30 protein-coding genes are annotated in these 22,451 nt (G+C 32.0%); 10 read left to right on the top strand and 20 right to left on the bottom strand.

What is annotated here, in order from left to right; translation table 11 throughout:
* The first annotated feature begins 31 nt into the window (after positions 1 to 31).
* Positions 32 to 598 carry a DNA-3-methyladenine glycosylase I gene (locus L3X39_RS04325; RefSeq protein WP_237230519.1) on the top strand — a complete coding sequence of 189 codons (567 nt, stop codon included), beginning with the start codon at positions 32 to 34 and terminating at the stop codon, positions 596 to 598.
* Positions 599 to 712: 114 nt separating this feature from the next.
* Here L3X39_RS04325 and L3X39_RS04320 read toward each other — a convergent pair whose 3' ends face one another.
* Positions 713 to 1,108: a winged helix-turn-helix transcriptional regulator gene (locus tag L3X39_RS04320; protein WP_237230518.1), complete on the bottom strand. Its 396-nt coding sequence runs from the start codon at positions 1,106 to 1,108 to the stop codon at positions 713 to 715.
* Between the two features lie 105 nt (positions 1,109 to 1,213).
* On the opposite strand from L3X39_RS04320, the gene L3X39_RS04315 reads away from it, so the two are divergent.
* Genes L3X39_RS04315 through L3X39_RS04305 form a run of 3 tightly spaced genes read left to right on the top strand, consistent with a single transcriptional unit; the run spans position 1,214 to position 3,486 of the window.
* Positions 1,214 to 1,795 (top strand): NAD(P)H-dependent oxidoreductase, encoded by a 582-nt coding sequence (locus L3X39_RS04315; RefSeq protein ID WP_237230517.1) that lies wholly within the window; start codon positions 1,214 to 1,216, stop codon positions 1,793 to 1,795.
* A gap of 10 nt (positions 1,796 to 1,805) precedes the next feature.
* Positions 1,806 to 2,324 (top strand): peroxiredoxin-like family protein, encoded by a 519-nt coding sequence (locus tag L3X39_RS04310; RefSeq protein ID WP_237230516.1) that lies wholly within the window; start codon positions 1,806 to 1,808, stop codon positions 2,322 to 2,324.
* A 28-nt stretch (positions 2,325 to 2,352) separates the two neighbouring features.
* Positions 2,353 to 3,486 carry a low temperature requirement protein A gene (locus tag L3X39_RS04305; protein ID WP_237230515.1) on the top strand — a complete coding sequence of 378 codons (1,134 nt, stop codon included), beginning with the start codon at positions 2,353 to 2,355 and terminating at the stop codon, positions 3,484 to 3,486.
* Positions 3,487 to 3,598: 112 nt separating this feature from the next.
* Here L3X39_RS04305 and aat read toward each other — a convergent pair whose 3' ends face one another.
* The 3 genes from aat to L3X39_RS04290 form a co-directional block, all read right to left on the bottom strand.
* Positions 3,599 to 4,222, bottom strand: coding sequence for a leucyl/phenylalanyl-tRNA--protein transferase (gene aat, locus L3X39_RS04300; protein ID WP_237230514.1), 624 nt, complete (start codon positions 4,220 to 4,222; stop codon positions 3,599 to 3,601).
* A gap of 87 nt (positions 4,223 to 4,309) precedes the next feature.
* Positions 4,310 to 4,687, bottom strand: coding sequence for a DUF3127 domain-containing protein (locus tag L3X39_RS04295; RefSeq protein WP_237230513.1), 378 nt, complete (start codon positions 4,685 to 4,687; stop codon positions 4,310 to 4,312).
* Between the two features lie 37 nt (positions 4,688 to 4,724).
* On the bottom strand, positions 4,725 to 5,594 hold the full coding sequence (locus L3X39_RS04290) for a flavin reductase family protein (protein ID WP_237230512.1): 870 nt from the start codon (positions 5,592 to 5,594) through the stop codon (positions 4,725 to 4,727).
* A 124-nt stretch (positions 5,595 to 5,718) separates the two neighbouring features.
* Between L3X39_RS04290 and L3X39_RS04285 the strand changes: the two genes are divergently transcribed.
* Positions 5,719 to 6,870 (top strand): sensor histidine kinase, encoded by a 1,152-nt coding sequence (locus L3X39_RS04285; protein ID WP_237230511.1) that lies wholly within the window; start codon positions 5,719 to 5,721, stop codon positions 6,868 to 6,870.
* Between the two features lie 2 nt (positions 6,871 to 6,872).
* Positions 6,873 to 7,223 carry a hypothetical protein gene (locus L3X39_RS04280; RefSeq protein WP_237230510.1) on the top strand — a complete coding sequence of 117 codons (351 nt, stop codon included), beginning with the start codon at positions 6,873 to 6,875 and terminating at the stop codon, positions 7,221 to 7,223.
* On the opposite strand, the gene L3X39_RS04275 is transcribed toward L3X39_RS04280, so the two are convergent.
* Both L3X39_RS04275 and greA read right to left on the bottom strand, forming a co-directional pair.
* Positions 7,218 to 7,607: an HIT family protein gene (locus L3X39_RS04275; RefSeq protein ID WP_237230509.1), complete on the bottom strand. Its 390-nt coding sequence runs from the start codon at positions 7,605 to 7,607 to the stop codon at positions 7,218 to 7,220. The two genes, L3X39_RS04280 and L3X39_RS04275, sit on opposite strands and share 6 nt — an antisense overlap.
* A gap of 93 nt (positions 7,608 to 7,700) precedes the next feature.
* The gene (greA, locus tag L3X39_RS04270; protein WP_237230508.1) at positions 7,701 to 8,174 is read right to left on the bottom strand and encodes a transcription elongation factor GreA; all 474 of its coding nucleotides are present in this window, start codon (positions 8,172 to 8,174) and stop codon (positions 7,701 to 7,703) included.
* Positions 8,175 to 8,320: 146 nt separating this feature from the next.
* Here greA and L3X39_RS04265 point away from each other — a divergent pair, with 146 nt between their 5' ends.
* A complete protein-coding gene (locus L3X39_RS04265; RefSeq protein ID WP_237230507.1) occupies positions 8,321 to 8,749 on the top strand; it encodes a hypothetical protein in 429 nt (142 codons plus the stop codon).
* 49 nt (positions 8,750 to 8,798) lie between these two features.
* On the opposite strand, the gene L3X39_RS04260 is transcribed toward L3X39_RS04265, so the two are convergent.
* The 8 genes from L3X39_RS04260 to L3X39_RS04225 form a co-directional block, all read right to left on the bottom strand.
* The gene (locus L3X39_RS04260) at positions 8,799 to 11,024 is read right to left on the bottom strand and encodes a TonB-dependent receptor (RefSeq protein WP_237230506.1); all 2,226 of its coding nucleotides are present in this window, start codon (positions 11,022 to 11,024) and stop codon (positions 8,799 to 8,801) included.
* Between the two features lie 224 nt (positions 11,025 to 11,248).
* Positions 11,249 to 11,659 (bottom strand): alternative ribosome rescue aminoacyl-tRNA hydrolase ArfB, encoded by a 411-nt coding sequence (gene arfB, locus L3X39_RS04255; RefSeq protein WP_237230505.1) that lies wholly within the window; start codon positions 11,657 to 11,659, stop codon positions 11,249 to 11,251.
* On the bottom strand, positions 11,659 to 13,206 hold the full coding sequence (locus L3X39_RS04250; protein ID WP_237230504.1) for a DUF4301 family protein: 1,548 nt from the start codon (positions 13,204 to 13,206) through the stop codon (positions 11,659 to 11,661). Before L3X39_RS04250 ends, arfB begins: the two co-directional genes overlap by 1 nt.
* Before the next feature lie 2 nt (positions 13,207 to 13,208).
* Positions 13,209 to 13,775: an AAA family ATPase gene (locus L3X39_RS04245; RefSeq protein ID WP_237230503.1), complete on the bottom strand. Its 567-nt coding sequence runs from the start codon at positions 13,773 to 13,775 to the stop codon at positions 13,209 to 13,211.
* The gene (gene pnuC / locus L3X39_RS04240) at positions 13,736 to 14,368 is read right to left on the bottom strand and encodes a nicotinamide riboside transporter PnuC (protein WP_237230502.1); all 633 of its coding nucleotides are present in this window, start codon (positions 14,366 to 14,368) and stop codon (positions 13,736 to 13,738) included. The genes L3X39_RS04245 and pnuC overlap by 40 nt, the downstream gene beginning before the upstream one ends.
* The gene (locus tag L3X39_RS04235) at positions 14,352 to 14,612 is read right to left on the bottom strand and encodes a thiamine-binding protein (protein WP_237230501.1); all 261 of its coding nucleotides are present in this window, start codon (positions 14,610 to 14,612) and stop codon (positions 14,352 to 14,354) included. Before L3X39_RS04235 ends, pnuC begins: the two co-directional genes overlap by 17 nt.
* A 1-nt stretch (position 14,613) precedes the next feature.
* Complete coding sequence (locus L3X39_RS04230; protein ID WP_237230500.1) at positions 14,614 to 15,342, bottom strand: phosphoglycerol geranylgeranyltransferase; 729 nt, start codon at positions 15,340 to 15,342, stop codon at positions 14,614 to 14,616.
* Complete coding sequence (locus L3X39_RS04225) at positions 15,343 to 15,969, bottom strand: 4'-phosphopantetheinyl transferase family protein (RefSeq protein ID WP_237230499.1); 627 nt, start codon at positions 15,967 to 15,969, stop codon at positions 15,343 to 15,345. It abuts the gene before it with no gap.
* 131 nt (positions 15,970 to 16,100) lie between these two features.
* Here L3X39_RS04225 and ahcY point away from each other — a divergent pair, with 131 nt between their 5' ends.
* Complete coding sequence (ahcY, locus tag L3X39_RS04220; RefSeq protein WP_237230498.1) at positions 16,101 to 17,417, top strand: adenosylhomocysteinase; 1,317 nt, start codon at positions 16,101 to 16,103, stop codon at positions 17,415 to 17,417.
* Between the two features lie 154 nt (positions 17,418 to 17,571).
* Here ahcY and L3X39_RS04215 read toward each other — a convergent pair whose 3' ends face one another.
* On the bottom strand, positions 17,572 to 17,844 hold the full coding sequence (locus tag L3X39_RS04215; RefSeq protein WP_237230497.1) for a hypothetical protein: 273 nt from the start codon (positions 17,842 to 17,844) through the stop codon (positions 17,572 to 17,574).
* Positions 17,845 to 17,938: 94 nt separating this feature from the next.
* Between L3X39_RS04215 and L3X39_RS04210 the strand changes: the two genes are divergently transcribed.
* The gene (locus L3X39_RS04210; RefSeq protein WP_237230496.1) at positions 17,939 to 18,412 is read left to right on the top strand and encodes a DUF1569 domain-containing protein; all 474 of its coding nucleotides are present in this window, start codon (positions 17,939 to 17,941) and stop codon (positions 18,410 to 18,412) included.
* 51 nt (positions 18,413 to 18,463) lie between these two features.
* On the opposite strand, the gene rpmA is transcribed toward L3X39_RS04210, so the two are convergent.
* The 3 genes from rpmA to L3X39_RS04195 form a co-directional block, all read right to left on the bottom strand.
* Positions 18,464 to 18,724: a 50S ribosomal protein L27 gene (gene rpmA / locus L3X39_RS04205; protein ID WP_042242106.1), complete on the bottom strand. Its 261-nt coding sequence runs from the start codon at positions 18,722 to 18,724 to the stop codon at positions 18,464 to 18,466.
* 27 nt (positions 18,725 to 18,751) lie between these two features.
* Entirely contained in the window at positions 18,752 to 19,279 is a 528-nt protein-coding gene (gene rplU, locus L3X39_RS04200; RefSeq protein WP_237230495.1) for a 50S ribosomal protein L21, read from the bottom strand.
* 77 nt (positions 19,280 to 19,356) lie between these two features.
* Complete coding sequence (locus tag L3X39_RS04195) at positions 19,357 to 19,809, bottom strand: DUF4199 domain-containing protein (protein ID WP_237230494.1); 453 nt, start codon at positions 19,807 to 19,809, stop codon at positions 19,357 to 19,359.
* A 171-nt stretch (positions 19,810 to 19,980) separates the two neighbouring features.
* On the opposite strand from L3X39_RS04195, the gene L3X39_RS04190 reads away from it, so the two are divergent.
* The gene (locus L3X39_RS04190) at positions 19,981 to 20,475 is read left to right on the top strand and encodes a cation transporter (protein ID WP_237230493.1); all 495 of its coding nucleotides are present in this window, start codon (positions 19,981 to 19,983) and stop codon (positions 20,473 to 20,475) included.
* Positions 20,476 to 20,529: 54 nt separating this feature from the next.
* Here the strand turns inward: L3X39_RS04190 and gldD are convergent, their stop codons facing one another.
* The gene (gene gldD / locus L3X39_RS04185) at positions 20,530 to 21,108 is read right to left on the bottom strand and encodes a gliding motility lipoprotein GldD (RefSeq protein WP_237230492.1); all 579 of its coding nucleotides are present in this window, start codon (positions 21,106 to 21,108) and stop codon (positions 20,530 to 20,532) included.
* Positions 21,108 to 22,412 (bottom strand): gliding motility-associated protein GldE, encoded by a 1,305-nt coding sequence (locus L3X39_RS04180; RefSeq protein ID WP_379840417.1) that lies wholly within the window; start codon positions 22,410 to 22,412, stop codon positions 21,108 to 21,110. Before L3X39_RS04180 ends, gldD begins: the two co-directional genes overlap by 1 nt.
* Between the last annotated feature and the right edge of the window lie 39 nt (positions 22,413 to 22,451).

Here is a 22,451-nt window from a genome sequence, read left to right as displayed (position 1 = left end):
CATGTATTAATTAAACACCTTACAAATAATTATGAGTACTAAACACAGATGCGGTTGGTGTGTTGGCGATGATTTATTTGAAGCTTACCACGATACAGAATGGGGTGTGCCTGTTTATGATGACGACACTCTTTTTGAGTTTTTAATTTTAGAAACCTTTCAGGCTGGTTTAAGTTGGATTACCATATTGCGAAAACGTGAAAACTTCAGAAAAGCGTTTGATAATTTTAATTACAAAAAAATAGCAAATTATAAACAAAGTAAGATAAATGCTTTATTACAAGATGCTGGTATTATTAGAAACAAACTAAAAATAAACGCAACGGTTACCAATGCGCAAGCTTTTATAAAAACGCAACAAGAATTTGGCAGTTTTAGTAAATACATTTGGGGGTTTATTGATGGCAAACCCATTAAAAATAAATTGAAAAACTATAAAGATGCTCCGGCGAACACGTCATTAAGTGATGCTATTAGTAAAGATTTAAAAAAGCGAGGTTTTAAATTTGTTGGCTCAACAGTAATTTATGCACATATGCAAGCCACAGGCATGGTAAATGACCATGAAGTTGAATGTTTTAGGTATAATGACGTTTAGGTGGTTCGTTTAACGGTTTTGTATATGAAAAGTAGCGGATTTTACTCACGGACTTTTCGGTTTGGTACTGACCTTAAATTTATAAAATTCATTTTCGATTAGGCGCTTAAACCGCTATTTTTTATATACGTTGTTGTACGCTGGCTTTTTTCCATTTTCCATTATTCTACATTGTTCAAAGTCCATTTCGGGATAAGCTTCATTTGCCCAATCACTTAACAACTTTAAAACGGGTAAAAGTCCAACTGCTTTTTCGGTTAATGAATATTCAACTCTTGGTGGAATTTCAGCAAAGGACTGTCTTAAAAGTAATCCATCATTTTCCAATTCTTTCAATTGATTAGTCATCACCTTTTTTGAGATTGTTGGTATTAGAGTATTCAGCATTCCAAATCGCATAGAACCATTTGATAATAAATATAAAATAATCGGTTTCCATTTATTGCCAATTATGTTCATTGTATGAACAAGAGAACAAGCATTCGGGTTGTCTATATATTTTCTAGCCATTAGTTACTTTTTGGTTACCACTATTTGTTCAAATGAAAGCATAATAGTTTCTATTTTAAACTAATATTAGTTTCTTTGTGAAACAAATATAATTAAAATTTTAAAATGAAAAATATTTTTATTATCAACGGTCATCAGAAATATCCATTTTCTGAAGGAAAATTAAACGCAAGTTTAACTGAAAAAGCTGAAGGTTACTTTAAAAGTAATGGCTATAACATCAAGAAAACTACTATGGAAGATAATTATGATGTCAATGAAGAAATTGAAAAATTTAAATGGGCAGATGTTGTCTTTTTTCAAACACCTTTAAATTGGATGGGTGTAAGCTGGTCATTTAAAAAATACATTGATGAAGTATTTTCGATGGGTATGATGGGCGAAATGTCTGATGGTGATGGTAGAAGTAAGGAAGCCCCAAAGAAGAATTATGGTTTAGGCGGAAAATTAAACGGAAAGTATATGATGTCAGTAACGGCTAATGCACCAAAAGAAGCTTTTAATAATCCAGAGGAAACTTTTTTTAATGGTATGAGTGAAGATGACTTACTAAAACCTATGCATCTTAATTTTAAATGGTTTGGTTTTGAACCATTACCAACTTTTGTGGCATATGATGTAATGAAAAACCCTGAAATAGAGAATGATTTTAATCGTTTTGAAAATCATTTAAAAGCAAACTTTTAAAGTATTAATTATGAATAGACCAACACCAAAACATACAGCACCAGATTTACAATTCCCATTATTAGTTGGAAATCAATGGAATTTAGCAGACCAAAAACCAGGCAACTTTACTTTGGTTGTTTTTTACCGAGGATTACATTGTCCATTATGTAAAAAGTACTTACAACAATTACAAGAATTGTTACCCGAATTTGAGCAAAGAGGCGTTAATGTTGTAGCTGTAAGTATGGATACCGAAAAGAGAGCTAGACTTTCTCGTCAAAAGTGGGAATTGTCTAATCTTACTTTGGGCTATGGTTTATCTGAAAAATCAGCCAGAGATTGGGCTTTGTATTTAAGTGCAGGTGTAAAAGAGGGTGAACCAAGTGAGTTTAGTGAACCAGGATTATTTTTAATTGACAATAATAACCAAGTTTATTATTCAGCTATAAACAGTAATCCTTGGGGAAGACCATATTTACCATCTTTTGTAAAAGCGGTTGATTATATTATTACGGCACATTATCCAGCTCGTGGAGAAATGTTATAATTTTGTATATGTTAAAATATAGTTTCTGTTGAAGAAAACATTCAAATATTTAGTTCAAAATAGGCATGCCACATGGTTGGAGCTTTTTTTTGATTTGGTTTTTGTGTCCAGTATAGGTATTGTTACGCATCAACTTGCACATACTCATCATAATCATATAGATCCTAAACAAATTTGGATGTTTCCTCTTCAATTCCTATCTATTTGGTGGATTTGGACGCTGCACACCTTATTTGCTAATCGTTTTGACACAGATAGTAGGTACCATAGAATTTCAAGTTTGGCTATCATGTTTTTAATGATAACAATGACTGCCTTTTTAGGTAGTGATTTATTTGAAAACTATGGGTTGTTTATTGGCTTTTATGCAGTTATTCAAATCATTATAGCAGGCCTGTATATTAATTCTACTAAAGCACTTAATGAGTCAAAAGAGTATGCTAGTAAATGCGGTATAATTATAATTATTGGAACAATTATTATTGGTACTTCATTTCTCTTCCCTGATCCTTACAGAGAAATTACTTTAGTTTTAGGAATCGTCTTTGAAATGATAGCTTTTATTCTTGTAAGCAAAAACAAGAATGTACCTCCAGTACATAAAGAGCATTTAGTTGAAAGAATTGGTCTTCTTTCCATTATACTTTTAGGTGAATCTATTATTAGTTTAACAACAGCCTTAAGAGATATTAATTGGGATGCATTGAGTGTCATTGCTGCCGTAACTGGATTTATAATGATAGGATTAATCTGGTGGATTTATTATGATAGCTTTCATGTAATGGAAAGATTAAAAGCAATGAAGAATGGTTTTACTCTTATTTATTCTCACTTCTTTCTTGCTATGGGATTTGTAATATTAGCTAATGTCATCAGACATGCTATTTTGAATGATTTAAACCAAAACGATTTTAGGGTACTGGCAATAGTAGGAATGTGTTTCTTTTATGTAGGAAAACAAACCATATATTTTAAATTTTTACCACCTTTTAGAAAACCTATAGTTATCAATACACTTATTTGTGTTTTTATAACAGTGGGTTCAACGTTTCTTCCAAAAATTGAATATGCACTTATAGGTATAACAATTGGAATGTTATACTACACAATAGGGAATTTTAAGTTTACATTGACAAAGGACGTGTCGAGGTTTTTGGATTAATAAAGATTTGAAACAGTCTTTCAGCTTGCGTACAATGCCATGATATGGACTTTTTTAATTGTTTATATCAGCAGTTAAACGAAGATAGCCGAAATTTTTTACAAAATCAAGTTTAAAAATACTCTAAAAATGCATCTCTAGAAACCTCCTCAGCACCTAAACTTGCTAAATGATTGGTATAAACTTGACAGTCTATAAGTTTATAATGAGTGTTTTGTATAAACGTTATAAAACCCACTTTACTAGCGTTGCTTTGTTTGGCAAACATACTTTCGCCACAAAATACGCCGTTGCCAACATCTACACCATATAGTCCGCCAATTAAAACATCATTGTTCCAAACTTCAACAGATTTTGCATACCCGAGTTCATGAAGCTTTATATAAGCATCCATCATACTTTTTGTAATCCAAGTGCCAGCTTGTCTATCTCGCTTCACTTTAGAGCATTCGTTAATTACCGCTTCAAAATCTTTATTCACTGTAACTATATAATCCTTACTTTTTAAAACTTGTTTCATGCTTTTTGAAACTTTTAGCTTTTCAGGAAATAATACAAATCGCGGATTTGGCGACCACCACAGTATAGGCTCATCATTTGCAAACCAAGGAAAAATACCCGATTTATAAGCTAGTAATAAACGCTCAACCGATAAATCACCTCCAATAGCCAGTAAACCATCTTCGGTTGCTTCGTTTACATTAGGAAACCATATTTTATTAGTTAAATACTGCATCGTAAAAAGTAAAAAACCTCAATGCTAAGTTAAACATTGAGGTTTATTTTATGAGATCCTGAAACAAAATCAGGAATGACAAAATTCTTAAAATGGCAAATCGTCGTGATCATCTGCATTTAAATCGCCAGCAGGTTCAAACGCATCCATAGGTGGTACTGGTGGTAAGTTCTCGCCAGAAGTATCATTTTGTAAGGCTTCAATTCTCCATCCTTGAATCGAATTGAAATACTTGGTTTCTCCCTGCGGATTTACCCATTCTCTACCTCGTAAATTAATGTTGATTTTTACTTGCTGTCCAACTTGGTAGTTGTTTAACAAATCTGTTTTATCCTGTACAAACTCCACCATAATATGTTGTGGATATTGCTCTTCAGTCGTTACAACTATTTCTCTTTTTCTAAACCCATTATTTCCAAAAGTTTGAGTTTCTCCTAACATTTTAATTCTTCCTTGAACTTCCATTTAATCTATTATTTATTCTTATTATTTATTAGTTTTATTATGATAACAATATTTTCCAAGCACTTTCAATATCGCCAAAACTTAAGTAATTACGCGCCAGTTTATGCTTTTGTCTGTGTGTTAATTTTTTTATGTTGGGATGACGCTCTGAAATATCAGTTACAAAATCTTCTACCATTTTTTGTGTTGGTAATGCTTCAATATTCGCAAGCATTCCTAAATCGTTTCCTGTTAAAACCATACTATTTTTAACAAAATCTGGAAAATTATCAACCCCTATACCTAAGGTAGAAATTGGCTTTGGAATCTCAAAAAACCCTTTCTTTGCTCGACTATAAAAACTGCCTCCAGCTCTAGCTACTAAATCTAATTTTTTCTGATCAATCGTCCCGTTTTCATCTAAAACATCATCATCTATATGAAGTTTTACTACTTCGCATATAATTAAGTTTCCCGCACCACCTTCAGTTCCTAATTTTATAATGTCGTTTACCCTACATTCAAATTGTACGGGTGATTCAGCAACCCGAAACGGCTTTACAATATCCGACTTTAACATGGTTAAGCCCGATTTTTCAAACTCGTTAACCTTTTCAGGGTACTCAGTACTGCTTAACGACATTTGATGCACCATATCATAGTTCACTACATTAATCACTACTTCTTTTGTCGCCTCAACATTTTGCAATGTATGTTTTGTAGTGTTATCTCGCACCCTTCTGGAAGGTGAAAAAATCATGATTGGTGGGTTAGAACTAAATACATTAAAAAAGCTAAATGGCGACAAATTTGGGTTCCCATCAGCATCCATAGTACTTGCAAAAGCTATAGGCCTAGGCGCTACCGCACTTAACAAATAACTATGTAAATTATTGGTTGCTAATGTTTTTGGATCAAATGACGGCATTAAACTTTTTTAGGTGATACAAATGTAACTAAACTATAACGCATCAAAAAATAGATTTACTAACAACTTGCGCAATAATATTAACAGATTTGCATTATATTACAAATTAAAATTATAATTGTTAATGATTTTTGAAAAACATAGCAATGCATTCCGTTGGGTTATTATTGTAGCATCGTTCGCCATTGTATCACTTATTTTATGGAAAACTTATGAGTTTTTTCAGCATTTTAAGGATGAAGAACGCACAAAAATGGAAGTTTGGTCGTTTGCACAAACCGATTTAATTAATTCTGATAACAACACCAATTTAGATCTTACTCTTAAAATATTAAATAGCAATACCAGTACACCCGTATTAGAAATTAATAAAGATGGTAGCGTTGGAAGCCATATAAATATTGACGAAAATCAATTAAATGATTCTGTTTATATAAATAAATTAGTTGAAAAATTTAAAAACGAAAATAACCCTATTGAAGTAAAATTTGACGGCAAACTTAATAGCATTATTTACTACGGAAATTCTCCTTTATTAAATAAATTAAAGTACTACCCGCTTGCCTTATTGCTAATTGTTTTTCTTTTTGGAGCCGTTATTTTCTTCTTCTATAGCAGTAATAAAAACGCAACTCAAAACAAGTTGTGGTCTGGTATGGCAAAAGAAACCGCTCACCAAATTGGCACGCCTTTATCTTCTTTAATTGGTTGGACCGAAATACTTAAAAGCGAAAACGTAAACCCCGAATATATAACTGAGATTGAAAAAGATGTTGACCGATTAAAAACGATAACCGAACGTTTTAGTAAAATTGGTTCGCTTCCAACTTTAGAGATTGCTGATATTGTTGAGGAGACCACAAACTCATATGATTACTTAAAAGCACGCTCTTCGAACCTCATTGATTTTGAAATAAAAATCCCAAATGATAAAATTCTCGTAAATCTAAATAAACAACTTTATAGTTGGACTATTGAAAATCTTGTAAAAAATGCTATCGACGCTATGAAAGGCAGAGGTAAACTAACCATTGAGATTTCTCAATTGGAAAACCAAGTGAAAGTGCGTGTTACAGATACCGGAAAGGGTATTCCTAAAAAGGATTATAATAGAATATTTGAACCTGGGTTCACAACAAAAAAGCGAGGTTGGGGACTTGGTTTATCACTCACAAGACGCATTATTGAAGATTTTAATAATGGTAAAATAAAAGTTTTGCACTCTGAAATAGGAAAAGGAAGTACTATACAAATAAGTTTAAAACGCGCCCAATAATTATGCCTGAAAAACAAATTTTTGTAAAAGAAGTAGCTTTAAAAAACAACTGTCCTGTATGTTACACTACGGAAGGTTTGTACTTAACTTTTAGTCAAAAAATTGTTGAGACAAAACTTTATAAATCAATTACTTCTGAAATTATCCACGAATTAGCTTGTAAAAAATGTAACTCTCCTATTTACCCAGTGCAATGGACGGATGAAATTGACTTAGTAGTAGAGTATCAAAAAAAAGCTTTTACACCTAAAAAGCCTTCAACGTATATTAAAAAGTTAGCTTGGTTTGTTATTATCCTTGTAGCTATTGCAGTGGCAGCAATAGTATTTTTAGGGCTTTATAATCAGCTATAAGTTTGACTTAATAGCACTAGCAATTTCTTCAAATTCTTCTTTAGACAATTTTACCTTTTGAATAAACCGAGCATCTTCCATAGAGTTTAATGGAATTAAATGCACATGCGTGTGTGGTACTTCTAAACCAATCACACTTACACCAACTCGTAAACAAGGAACAGCTTTTTTTATAGCGATGGCCACTTTTTTAGAAAAGCTCATTAAACCTGAATAGGTAGCGTCATCTAAATCAAAAATTCTATCGACCTCTTTCTTTGTAATACATAAAGTATGCCCTTTCGCATTGGGGTTTACATCTAAAAAAGCTAAAAAATCATCGGTTTCGGCAATTTTATAACAAGGTATTTCGCCATTAACTATTTTAGTGAAAATTGAAGCCATAATTCTTTTGAGAGTTTTGAATATATGTAAATATAAAAAGATTCCTAATTAGTTTAATTAGAAATCTTTTTAATCGTTCGTTTTAGACTATTTCTAACGAGAAATCTCTATAATATCAAATTTCATAACGCCGTTTGGTACTTGAATTTCAGCAACTTCTCCAACTGATTTTCCTAACAACCCTTTTCCTATAGGAGAGTTAACAGAAATTTTTCCAGAAGCTAAATCTGCTTCTCCATCTGCCACTAAAGTATAAACCATTTCCATACCATTGGTTTGGTTTTTTATTTTCACCTTCGACAAAACTAATGCCTTGGAAGTATCTAACTGAGATTCATCAATAATACGTGCCCCCGCCAAAGCTTCTTCTAATTTAGAAATTCTCATTTCCAACATTCCTTGTGCTTCTTTAGCTGCATCGTATTCTGCATTCTCACTTAAATCTCCTTTATCTCTAGCTTCAGCTATAGCTTTTGAAGCCTTTACACGCTCAACGTCTTTTAGTTGTTTAAGTTCTTCTCTTAATTTTTTTAATCCTTCAGGTGTATAGTATGATACTTTACTCATAACTTCATCGTTTTACTTAATAAAAGATGCTGAACAGGGTTCAGCAACAAAAAAATCTCGCATACACGAGATTGTACCACAAATATACAAAATATTTAAATCAATTTACTTTTTGTTGTAAATTGCCCATTAATTAGAGACGTGCTATGAGGTCTATTTTATGTTGTTTATCCTTTGTTATTTTTACCGCTTGTAGTAGTAATTCTGAAGATAATAATAACTGTAACTTTTTGTTAAATATTGGCGTAAATCTTACTATAGATCTGAGTTTACCCCAATATAGTCAGTTAACTTTTGCTGGAAATTCTGTGTACATTGCTAATGCAGGAAATGCAGGTATTATTGTTGCCAGTACTGGTGCCGATTTTTATGCATGGGATGCTGCAGACCCTAATCATACTCCAAATGCATGTTCCGCACTAACTCCTAATGGATTGTTTGGAACTTGTGGTTGTGATGATGATAACACATATAATTTTGTAACTGGAACGCCTGAAGGTAATAGCGGATTAAGATGTGCTTTAAAAAATTATCGCGTTGAGAAAAACGGTAATATACTTTTGATTTTTAACTAAAAAACCTCAGCGAATTACTGAGGTCTTTTAAGATTTTTTATTTCTTTTCTTAGAATTTTAAAGTAGCACCTACTAAAAAGTTTGTAGTGGCTTGTGGATAATACCCTGAATAATACCCAGTAGTAGTCCCCGTTGGACTTGATGTATCGTCATAATCAAACGACCCAAAATACCCGTTTGAAACATATTCTTTGTTAAATATGTTATTAACCAATCCTGACAACACAATCGACTTAAATATTCCGTTAGGTTTTATTTCATAGTTAATATTTAAATCGTTTAAAAAATAACGCTCCAATTTTGAAGCTTCATTATCTATATTTCCCATATATTGCTCGCCAACATATTTACTTAAGAACGACACTTGTAAATTTTCCAAAGGATTAAAATTAAGGGAATTACCAATAACTAAATTTGGCGAAAAAGAAATGTTAGTATTTCCTAAATCAACCACTTCTCCATTAATTGTAGCATTGAAGTCTTGATTTTTATTACTACTTAAAGCTACATTTGTGGAGGTATTAAAGACTTTACTAAACTGAATATTTGCATCAATCTCTAAACCTAATCTATAACTTTTACCGCTAGTAGCTCTAATTGGGCTTCCAACATCATCTAACTCACCTGTTAACACTAATTGGTTTTGATAAAACATATAATACAAATTCGTATTTACACTAACCTTGTTTTTGTAAAAGCGCCAACCTAATTCAATATCATTTAAAGTTTCGTTTTCGGTTACACCAGCTTTAAAATCATCACGGTTTGGCTCTCTGTTTGCTCTTGCATAAGACAAATAATAATTGTTACTACTTGAAGGTTTATATGTAAATCCAACTTTAGGGTTGAAAAAATTGAAATTAGCATCTGTTACAAAATCAACTAAATCTGAATTTACACCATTAGTTTTATACTCAACAAAACGTCCTTGTATATCAACAAAACCAGTTACTTTTTCTAGCAATTTAAAGGTTGCTTTTGAAAAGACACTAAAATCATTTTTAGTAGCATCTCCTTCATAATACCTATCTCTTATATTGGTGTTAGGAGCTAAATCGCTTCCCCAAATAACTTCTCCAAAATGATCTCCGGAGTAGGTATTATAAGATATTCCTGAAATAACTTCTAATGTATTTTTCTTGTATACGACGTTGGCATTGATTACATAAAAATTATTATCTAACCACCTGCGAACTATAACATCGGAATCTTCTTCAATTAAATTAGCAAAATCTGCCGCTGATTCTTCTGGCTTATACTGCTCAAAATAGCCTTTCCCTTTGGTATAATTTAGTCCTAAATTAGTTGACCAATTGCTATTTAAACGTTCATTCCAATGCAATTGATAATGGTCTTGCCAATAATTATCGGTTTCATTTTCATATGTATATGGGTTTTGACGACGGTTTTCCTGTAATTCTTCCGCTGTCAAGCCAAACCAAGCTTGATAAGTACGTTCATAGTTCCCAAATGTTAAGGCTTTTATTAAAGTATTTTCATCTTTATAAATTCCTTGAAGGAAGTAAGATTTCAAATCGGTGAACGCTCTATCAATATAACCATCAGAATCTATTTTTGAGAATCGTCCAGAAATTTCAAAATGATTATTTAATAATCCTGTACTTAATTTTATAGTATGCTTTCTCGTGTTGTAACTCCCAAAACTATTAGAAATTTCAGCAGAGGCATTCTCTGAAAATGCATCTGTTAAAAGGTTTAAACTAGCCCCAAAAGCTCCTGAACCGTTGGTAGAAGTTCCTACACCACGTTGTAATTGTAAACTCTCTGTTGAAGATGCAAAATCTCCTAAATTTACCCAAAACGTTCCTTGACTTTCAGGGTCGTTGTAAGGAATCCCGTTAATAGTTACATTCACTCGGGTAGCATCGGTTCCACGTACACGAATACCCGTGTAACCTATCCCTGCACCCGCATCACTTGTTGTGACTACAGATGGCAAATAGTTTAATAAAATAGGAATGTCTTGCCCTAAATTTCGCTTTGCAAGTTGTTCTTTTGAAACGTTTGAATGCGTAATTGGAGAATCGGCATCAACGCGTACAGCTTTTACTAAAACTTCATCTAGTTTTTCGGTTTTAGTTGAATCTTGTTGTACTTGATTTTGTTGTGCATTTACACTAACTGATAACACTAAAAGCGTTAAAAAAAGAAATAAATTTTTAGTTTTGATGACTTTATTTTGAAAGTCAAAACTGAATCTCCTAAAATAGTAATTGTACCTTTTTGAAGAAAGAATAAGAAATGTAGATTTCATTACGATTATGTTTATAATCGAATAAAAAGAGGTAATTATTCTTTATTGTTAATAATTGGTTTTATGAAAAGCAATTGGCTTTTCTTTTTTCAAATCCCTAAACAGCATTACCTGTTCTAGGTTCATTGGGTATGATCTCAGCCGATAATAGGCACCCCTTTTTTGAGAACGCTGCAAAAATAGTTATCAATTGTCAATTATCAATTATCAATTGTCAATTATTTTTAATCAATATCTGGTTTTTTTCTGCTAGCTTTTTTTTCGGAAAGTGTTCGTTTCGCTTTTAATCGTTTTTTGATAGCTGCTTTTGTTGTTTTGGTAGGAATTCGCTTTTTTGGAACTACCAACGACGCTTTTATTAATTCTAAAAAGCGTTTAATAACCAATGCTTTGTTTTTATGCTGGCTTCTGCTTTCATCGCATTGCAAAATCAAAACCCCATCATTGGTAAGTTTGGTTTTTAATTTATTTTGAAGGCGTTGTTTTTGAATATTGGTAAAAGCCAATGAGTCAACTAAATTAAAGGATAATTCAACTTTTGAAGATACTTTATTTACATGTTGCCCGCCACTACCCGAGCTTCTAATAGCTTTAAATGTTAGTTCTTGTATGGCAAGGTCTTCGTTAAATTTCACTATACTTGGTGTACAGGTTTAAGCAAATCGTTTACTGTTTTTACTGGATTAAAGGTCTCAATTGGTAATTCAACAAATATAGAGTTCCAATATGCCATACTACCATTCCATAAACCAGGAAGCTCTAGTGCTTGTATATCAATTCCGTTTTGGGTTTTCATGGTTATAAAAGCAGCTTCGGGGTCGACATAGTTCATTAAATCGAATTTTTCTCCCTTATAATTTTTCACACCACAAACTAAATCGGTTGGATTAAAATGCGTTGCATTTTGTACAATATCGTTTTGAGCTTTATTAGTTATATCTATTTGCGCAAACTCTACAATTTGTAATGAGATATTTCCCTTTTCATCTTTTACCCAAAACGGACCTCCTCCTGGTTCACCTTCATTTTTAACCATTCCACAAACACGAATTGGTCGGTTTAACTTATCCTTTAAATAATTTCCTTTTTCTTCAAGTTTGTAATCATCAAAATCATCATCGATAACCACATTTAATTTACTTGATAAAAATGCCGCAATTTCCAACAATTTTGCTTCTCCAACAGAGTTAGCGTCTAATTCGTTTAAATATGTAAATGTTTTTTCTTGAGCTTCTCGAAGCACACCAGCAATCAATTTTTTATAATTTGATAGCTTTTTATTGAGATTGAAAACAACCATGTTGTCAACATTTTTTATGAAAATGATATCCGCATTTAAATCGTTTAAATTTTCTAACAGCGCTCCATGTCCTGCAGGTCTAAATAAAATAGAACCATCTTCGTTTCTGTAAATTTTATTATCTGTTGTTAACGCTAAGGTTTCTGTGGCTTCTTTTTGATAGGAATAAGAAACATTAAACTTAATATTAGTTTCTTTTTCCAAATCATTTTTAAACGTGTTTAATTCTGATTCAAAATAATTATGATGTTTTTCGGAAACAGTAAAATGTAGATTTGCTTGACCGTTTGATGATGCGTATAAAGTAGACTCAATTAAATGTTCTTGAAAAGGTGTATTCGTCCCAGATGGATATTTGTGAAAAGGCAACAAGCCTTTTGGTAAAAAACTATAATTTAATCCATCTTCTTGAAGCATGGTTTTTATAATTTCATAGAATGCTTCATTTTTACTTAGATTTTCAAAATTTGGGTTTAAGGTTTTTGCTTTTAAAAGAACATCTTCATAAAACGGAAAATTCTCTAATTGAGACGTAAACGTTTTTATTAAGCTATCGTTATGCTTTTCAGCATAATCTTCAATAGTGTCTTTATTTGGATTGAAGTTATTTAAAAATTGAAATAAAAATTTAAACATTCTGGTTGCAGCTCCAGATGCAGGAACAAACTTAACAATGCTTAAACTTTCTTGCTTATTTTCATACACTTTAATTAAACGGTTTGTTTCAGTTTCATTAAAACTGATTATTCCATTACCAACAGTTGCAGCAGATATTAAATTTGAATAAGACATCCCATTTTTTATACGGGATACTTGTGCCTCTACTTGCTTTAAAGTAATCCCTTTAATTTCAAATTGTTTTATATCCTTTTCAGTAAACATTATCACTTTACTTTTAATAATTTATCAATATACTTAACAGCCGTTTTTAAACGAGCTTTTTTATCTCCTTTTAGCAAAACGTAAGGGCGTTTATTATCGATTAAAGCTTTTTCAAACGCTTTGAACATGTCTTCTCTATCATCGGGCTTGTCCCTCAAGTCATCTGCTTCCCATGGTGTATCAATATAAGTTAAAAAATACAGGTCGTATGAATTTTCTAGCGCATACTTTTCAAGAATTGGGTCGCAGGTCCCTAAATAGTAAGCTTCTGAATACACCTTAGTTTCTAACAAATCGGTATCACAAATTAAAATAGTATCCGTTTTTTTTGCTAGTTTGTTTTCAAGTTTCATTTGCCCTCTTGCAATAGGTAACAAATCCTCTGGCTCACAGGTTTTACGTTCGTTATTCCATTTGTTTTGAAGATATTCCCGTGCATATTCAGGTACCCAAACCGAATTATAATATCGAGCTAGTTGCCGCGATAAAGTAGTTTTACCGGTTGATTCAGGACCAAACAAAACTACTTTTACGCAGTTTGAAGGTTGCTGTTTAAGTTTTTCTTCCATGCTAAATAACCAAAAATGGCTATAAATGTAAATCCTAAATATTGAAAGCTTGTGAATGTAAATCCTTTATAAAAATATAATGGCACAGAAATAATGTCTCCAATAATCCAAAAAATCCAATTTTCTAATTTTCGTCTTGCCATAAGCCACATACCTACAAAAAATATGGCTGTTGTTAAAGTGTCAATATATGCCACCCAACTTGTCCATTTATCAAACGCTGTGTAAACTACATAAACAAATAATAGAGTTGCTAAAAATATAGCTATACTTATTTTTTTTTCGTTAAACGTTGTTCTTGTAATGGGTGTAACGTGTGTTTCATCCACTTTTCGAGTCCAAATATACCAACCGTAAACGCTCATAACAAAATAGTATCCATTAATCATCATATCGCCCAACAAACCCCATTTTAAAAGCAAATACACAAAAATAATTGTGCTAATCATACCTGTAGGGAATACTAAAACCTCGTTTTGTTTTGAAAACCAAACCGATAAAAAACCAAATACAACTGCAACAATTTCAAGAATAATATCAATGGGTTCGTATTCTGAATATTGACCGAAAAAAAATTCAAAAATGGGGCTCATAATCGTGTCTGTCAGATTTTACAATTTTCATATATAATAACCCACGTTCAATAAGTTCAAAAGCCTCTTTTATTTCGAATGTAAGCAATTTCATGACTTCATCATAATCACCATAAACTTGTGTGCTTAAAGGATTTTCAAGAACTTTTAAATGTGATGCTCTTAGCTTTTTAATAAAATGAATAATGGCTGTTTCATAATCATCATGCAAAGGTGTTAAGGTTAATTCTACTGATATTTTCATGTTATTCTTTTTTTAATTCATCAAAAAACGATTCATCATTCTCAAAAGCAGTACCAATAACTACCATATCTGCACCTGAATTATAGGCGCTCTTCAATCCATCTATGCTCCTAATGCCTCCACCAACAATAAGAGGTATTTTTATTTCTTTTTTTACAGATGAAATTATATCATGACCAATAGGTTCTTTTGCGCCACTTCCTGCTTCTAAATAAATAAGTTGCATCCGTAATAATTCGCCCGCTTTTGCAGAATCACGTATTAACTGAATATTATTTCTTAACAATGGTTTTGTTTTGGTTACGGTTTCAACTGCTGTTTTAGTAATGCTTTCAATTAATATGTAGCCAGTTGGAATAACTTCAAGGTTCGAATTTCTTAATTTTGGAGCAGCTTCAACATGTTTGCCTATAAGATACTCGGGATTTCGACCTGAAATCAATGATAAAAATAGTAGAGCGTCTGCTTTTTCTGAAATCTGACTCACATCACCAGGAAACAAAACAACTGGTAAGTTAGTGTACTCTTTTATTTGTCCAACCAACTTATTAGTGGCATGTTCTTCTACTGTACTTCCACCAACAAAAATATGCGTCGCTATAGATGCATTAACCTTATCTATAAAGCTACTTGTATTTCCAATGGAAAACTTATCTGGATCAATTAAAACAGCTAATAATTTTTTACCATTTGAAATATCCTTTAAAATAGTGTTGTAAATTGTTTTCATTTAAGCAATAGCATATGCGCAAGTAAATCCTTCAAACTCTAAAAAGTGAATATTATATCGATAGTTTTTATTTTTATAATCAATCCAAGCAACTGTGTTTTCATCCTTAATTTCAAAAGGAATTACCAAAAAATACTTTTTAAAACTCAAACCAGGTTTTGCGAAAAGCTTGTACAAGGATTCTTTTACACACCATATAGTGGTTAGTTTTTTAATATAATCGGAATCAATTTCATTTAAATAATCAAACTCATAATCAATAAATTTATGAGCTATAATAGTTATTTTATCTCGTTGCTTTTCAATATCAATTCCAACCACATCATCACTAATAATAACTGCCGAAAAATTAAACGAATGTGTTATGGATATATGTTTCCCATCTTTTAAATGAGGTTTCCCATTTTCATCATAATATAAATCTGCGTCTTGATAACCAAACTCCCTTAATAAATGACGAACGCTTAAAAATCCACGTTGGTGCATTTCGCTTTTCATTCCTAAAACACGTTCTAAACTTTCTGATGATAAATTTAATGACTGCATTAAAACATTATATGATTCCGAAATCTTCCAGATTTTAACAACAGTTTGTGAGTTTGGAGTAATGGTTTTATATAGTGGCATTTAATATTCTGGAACTTATTGATTATCTTTGCACAGTCTAAAATAAATTAGACATTTTGATAAGCGAATTTAAGTATTTTAACCACTAATAACAACGATGATTTGTTATTAAAATAAAAAGAAAAACTGATATGAGTATAAAAACCATTCCTTATGTGGCAAACAAAGTAAAAGATATGTCACTTGCTGCTTGGGGGCGAAAAGAAATAGAGTTAGCCGAAGCAGAAATGCCGGGATTAATGAGTCTTCGTGAAGAGTACAAAGATTCTCAACCATTAAAAGGGGCTCGTATTGCAGGTTGCTTGCACATGACAATCCAAACAGCTGTTTTAATTGAAACCTTACAAGCTTTAGGTGCTGAAGTGACTTGGAGTTCTTGTAATATTTTCTCAACTCAAGATCAAGCTGCTGCTGCCATTGCTGCTGCTGGAACTGCTGTATATGCTTGGAAAGACATGACAGAAGAAGAGTTTGATTGGTGTATTGAGCAAACCCTTTTCTTTGGTGAAGATCGTAAACCTTTAAACATGATTTTAGATGATGGTGGCGATTTAACTAATATGGTTTTAGATAAATATCCTGAATTGGTTAGTGGTATTAATGGTTTAAGTGAAGAAACTACAACAGGTGTTCATAGACTTTATGAGCGTATGGAAAACGGAACTTTACCAATGCCTGCGATTAATGTAAATGATAGTGTTACTAAATCTAAATTCGATAATAAATACGGTTGTCGTGAAAGCGCTGTAGACGCTATTCGACGTGCTACAGATGTAATGCTTGCAGGAAAACGTGTAGTAGTTTGTGGTTATGGTGATGTTGGTAAGGGTACTGCTGCTTCGTTTAAAGGTGCTGGAAGTATTGTAACAGTTACTGAAATTGACCCAATTTGTGCTCTACAAGCCGCCATGGATGGTTTTGAAGTGAAAAAACTAGAAACTGTGGTTGCTAATGCAGATATAGTAATTACAACTACAGGAAATAAAGATATCGTTCGTGGCGAACACTTTGAAGCTATGAAAGACAAAACCATTGTGTGTAACATTGGGCATTTTGATAATGAAATTGACATGGCTTGGTTAAACAAAAACCACGGTCACACTAAAGATGTTATTAAGCCTCAGGTTGATAAATACAACGTAAACGGAAAAGATGTTATTATTTTAGCACAAGGTCGTTTAGTTAATTTAGGTTGTGCTACGGGTCATCCTAGTTTTGTAATGAGTAACTCATTTACTAACCAAACCTTAGCGCAAATTGAGCTATGGAACAATAAAGATGCTTACGAAAACAAAGTATATATGCTACCTAAACACCTTGATGAAAAAGTGGCTAAACTTCATTTAGAAAAAATTGGTGTAGAGCTTACAGAACTTAAACAAGACCAAGCTAAGTATATTGGTGTAAAAGTAGAAGGTCCTTACAAACCTGAGTATTATAGATATTAAATTTTGTTATACTGAACTTGATTCAGCATCTCATAATAATTAAAACCCTTGCAGAAATGTGAGGGTTTTTTTATGATTTGTTATAAGTCACGTCAAGTGCTTCGGAAGTATGATAAATTGTATCGAAAAGTTAGGCAGTTGCTAAATCACCGTACTATTCATCCACTAAATCTTCCTCAAAATACCACCATAAACTGGAATCAATTGAGGATTTCATTTTTCTAATATCTACATCGTCTTTCAAAAAAATCGTTAAGTTTTCAGTAGATTCTGTTTGCTCCACACTTTCTCTAATTTCAATATCTTCTATTTCCTCAAAATGTTCTAAATGTTTTTTAATGCGTTCATCCAAAGATTCATCGCTCAAAAAAATCTTGATAGTGGGTTGACTTGGAGAGTTTCTAATTTCTGATCTAAACGGAAGCATGACTATCTCATTTTAAGTTAGACAACTATTAATTACTAATGTAACACCTAAAGTTACGGATTTAATTAATATCTTTTCTAAATATATAAAACCTATGAGTAAAAAACGTTTTTCAATTTTAAATAATGTATTGTCTCAAATTGAAGAAAACATACCATTTAAAGATACAGAAAACCCAGCAATTTCGAAAGCCACCGTTGGTTGGCATTTAGATCATGCTTTAAAAGTATTTAATGCTGTTTGTGAATGGACAATAAACTCTAATCCTAAAGATTATAAGTGGACATTTAATTATTGGCGAGCTATTTTATTCCCTTTAGGATACTTTCCAAGAGGTAAAGTAAAGGCCCCTAAATATGTTTTACCTCCAGAAATTATTAAAGTTGAAGATTTAAACACACAATTACATACTGCAAAAAATCATGTTGAAATTTTAAAAACACTTCCAAAAACAGCCTATTTTAAACACTTTATTTTTGGTATGTTACCCAAAAAACAAACTTTACGGTTTTTACAAATGCACACTAATCATCACTTAAAAATTGCGAAAGATATTTTAGAAAAATAAAAACCCTTTCTGAGACAGAAAGGGTTTAATATTTTAAAAGAAAATTATTCCTTAAGCTTCAAAAGGCTCAACAGAAACATAAGATTTGTTATCTTTTTTCTTTGTGAATTTTACAACACCATCAACGTAGGCGTGTAATGTATGATCTTTTGAAGAGTATACGTTCTCACCTGGATGATGCGTATTTCCTCTTTGTCTTACGATAATATTACCAGCTTTTGCAGCTTGACCACCAAAAATCTTAACACCTAAGCGTTTCGATTCTGACTCTCTACCGTTTTTCGAACTTCCGACTCCTTTTTTATGTGCCATTGTCTTAAGTTTTTATAGTGTTAATAATTAGCTTAATGCAGCAATTAAATCAGCTTTCTTCATTGAAGAAATACCTTCAATCCCTTTTGCCTTAGCCATCTCTTTTAATTCAGCAACTGTTAATTTGCTTAAATCTTGTTTGGTTTCAGCCTTAGGCGCAGCCGCTTTTGCTTCTACTTTAGGTTCTGACTTTTTAGTTTCTGCTTTCTTTTCTGTTTTTGCTGGAGCAGCTTTTTTTGCTCCTGAAGCAGCAATACTTTCAATAATAATTTCAGTTAAAGATTGACGGTGACCATTTTTTACACGGTAACCTTTACGTCTTTTCTTTTTGAAAACTATTACTTTATCACCTTTAAGGTGCTTTAAGACTTTTGCACTTACTTGTGCTCCGTCTATAGCTGGGGCGCCTACAGTTACTTTGTCACCATCACCTAAAAGAAGTACATTATCGAAAGAAACTTTCTTACCTTCTTCAGTTTGTAAACGGTTAACAAAAACTTTTTGGTCTTTTTCAACTTTAAATTGATGCCCTGCTATCTCTACAATTGCGTACATAGCGTATCGTTTTTATTAATTAATTTTGTTCAAAAATGAGTGCAAATATACTGCTAATTAATTAAACTGCAAACGATTTATGAATTTTGAGACATATTTCCAGATTTTTTAAAAAGTTGCATTACTGTTAGGGCAGAAACAACCGTTGTAGAAAAGCCCATAATAGCAACAACAAAGGTTACCATACCTATATCTACATCAAAACTTCCTTTAAAAGTATGTAGTAATTCAGGTAAAAAATCTATATTAATTTCAGTAGCATAAAATAGAAAAAAGATGGTGAATACAATGGTAGCAACAAATCCTGTTATAACTCCTGTTTTAAAACCTTCTCCATAAGAAAAATCATTAGTGTTTTCAAGTTTTTTTAACCGGACTGCTTCAAAAATTCCGAACGCCGTGATAAAAGCATTGAAAAAACTAAATGCTGGATTTGTATGTTTATGGAACAATGCTAAAACTAAAAAATAAGCTATTAAAACAGCACTTGTAACCAAACCAAAACGAATAGGGAGTGATATTTTTTTCATATTTAAGGTTGAATTAATTCACTTAAATTTCGTGAAAAATCTTGAATAAAAATAATTTTTCTGCGTTTTATACTTTTTTAAGTATTTCTAAAAAGCATAAAATTTTAATTTTAAATCAAAAAAAACATTCCTATTTAGTAATTTTGTACTGTAATTTTAAAATTAAACCCCATGAAAAAGATAAAACATATTCTAGCAGTTATACTAGTTTCTATATTGGCTTTTAGCTGTAAAAACGATGTTAAACCAGAAGTAAAAACTGTTGCTGTTGAAACTAAAGCTGTTAAAGAGCTAGACCCAAATGCTACATATGCAAAAGCAGAATTTACTATTGATGGAATGACCTGCCAAATTGGTTGTGCTGCAACTATTGAAAAAAAGATTGCTAAAATGGAAGGTGTAAAATCTTCAGTTGTAGATTTTGATAAAAAGTTAGCCATGGTAGAATATGATGAAGCCAAGGTTACACCTAGTTTACTTGAAAAAACCGTTACTGGAGTTGCCGATATTTATAAAGTTAGTAACATGAAAACGGTTACTGACTTTTCAACTAAAAAATCTTGTGACGAAAATTGCACCAAATCTTGTTGCACGAACAAAACAGAAGCCGAAAAAATGGCTTGTGCTGCAGATTGCAAAAAAGTATGTTGTGTTAAAAAAGCGTAACAAATTTGTTTGAAATAAAAAAAAAGCATTTTGGTTTTAGTCAAAATGCTTTTTTTATTTCCATCGAATAGTTTCCATTATATGTCTAATATCTTTTTGCAGATAATTAGCAGCTGGTAAAATAGAATCGTAATTGGGTTTTGCGTAGAAATATAACGACCCAGTTAAAAAGTGATTAACGCTATCAGTAACATAAAACTGTGCCTGTGAAGCCACATCGCCTTTAACCTCCGCAAAAGCGCCATACACTTTTCTTTGGCTATTTTCATACGGTGTTACCGGAATTTCATCTGCCTTAATGGTATGCTTTTGGGTAAAGTTTTGAGCATCGCGCAGAAAACTTAACAGATTGTTTTTATTACCTTCTACCGCTTTGTATGTTAAAAAAATAGTGCCTTTTAAAGCTGGGTATTCAAGGTTAACACCATAGCTTTCTGTTCCTGATTGTACTTGCTTTACATCTACTTCTGTTGCCAGCATATTAACTTCAAAAGCAAAGGGTAATTCTAAATTCGCATCAATGTATTTTGCTTGAGGGTATTCTAGCCTCAAAAAGGCTTTTGGTTTAGGTACATAATCTTCACCACATGAAAAACAACATAATATTATTACAGCACAAAGTTTCTTTATCATTATATTATGGTAAATTTTACAAGTTTAATGCGCTTTTTGTCCATCGCCTCTATTTTAAAAACGTAGTTTTCAAAATTTATTTTACTATTCAGTTTCGGAAAACTCTTAGATATTTCTAGAACAAATCCAGCAATCGTTTCTGCTTCACCTTTATTCGTTTCAAAAATAGTTTCATCTTCAATTTTTATAATTTTATAAAAATCTTTTAAAGCTGTTTTCCCTTCAAAAACATAATTGTTTTCATCTAGTTTTGAATATGTTAAATCTTCATCATCAAACTCATCACTTATATCACCAACTATTTCCTCAATAATATCCTCTAATGAAATTAAGCCAGAAGTGCCTCCGTATTCATCAACTACTACTGCAAGATGTACTTTCTTATCTTGAAATTCACTCATTAAATCATCCAACTTTTTGTTTTCTGGCACGAAAAATGGCTCACGAATTAAGGTAGTCCAATCAAACTGCTTTCTATCTATATAAGGCAACAAATCCTTAACATATAATATACCTTTTATTGTATCAATATTATCTTTATATACCGGTATTCTAGAATAGCCATTGGATATAATATCTGGCATAATTTCAGTATATTTTTGATCGATGTTTAAAGCAAAAATATCAATTCGAGGCCTCATCACCTGTTTAGTATCGGTATTTCCAAAAGATACAATGCCTTGTAAAATTTTATGCTCTTCTTTGGTGGTATCTGCGTCACTTGTAAGCTCGAGTGCTTGCGACAATTGATCGACACTTAAGTTTGATTTTTGCCTCCCTAATTTGTTATGAATTGCCAACGTAACACTACGCATTGGCAAACTTATTGGCGATAAAAAAAAGTCTAAAATTCGAAGTGGATATGCCATAAAAGTGGCAAATTTTAAGTTGTTTCTACTCGCATAAATCTTAGGAAGTATTTCACCAAAAAGTAAAATTAAGAAGGTAACAACTACCACCTCAACCGTGAACTTTAACCACGCTGTAGTAATCCCTTCGAACACAAAACTACCTATATATGCGAATAAAATAACAATGGCGATATTTATAAAATTATTAGCAACTAAAATGGTAGCAAGCAACTTTTTAGGACGTTCTAAAAGACCTGATATAATTTGAATACGTTTAGATTTAGCTTCTAAACCTTCTTCAATATCGCTTTTGTTAAGCGAAAAAAGGGCTACTTCGGCACCTGAAATAAGTGCAGAACATATTAACAGTAAAATTAATAAGGCAAAACCAAAAACAACCGAAAAATCGATTGTCATAATTAAGGGTCTAAAAATCAGGGGGTCAGGATCCAAATACTATTGCTTTAGTTAAACATAGAACTCTAAGTGAGT

This window comes from Flaviramulus multivorans (assembly GCF_021728415.1).
GTDB classification, from domain to species: Bacteria; Bacteroidota; Bacteroidia; order Flavobacteriales; family Flavobacteriaceae; genus Sabulilitoribacter; species Sabulilitoribacter multivorans.
Note: the sequence above shows the minus strand (reverse complement) of the source record. Positions and strands in the feature narration are given on the sequence as shown.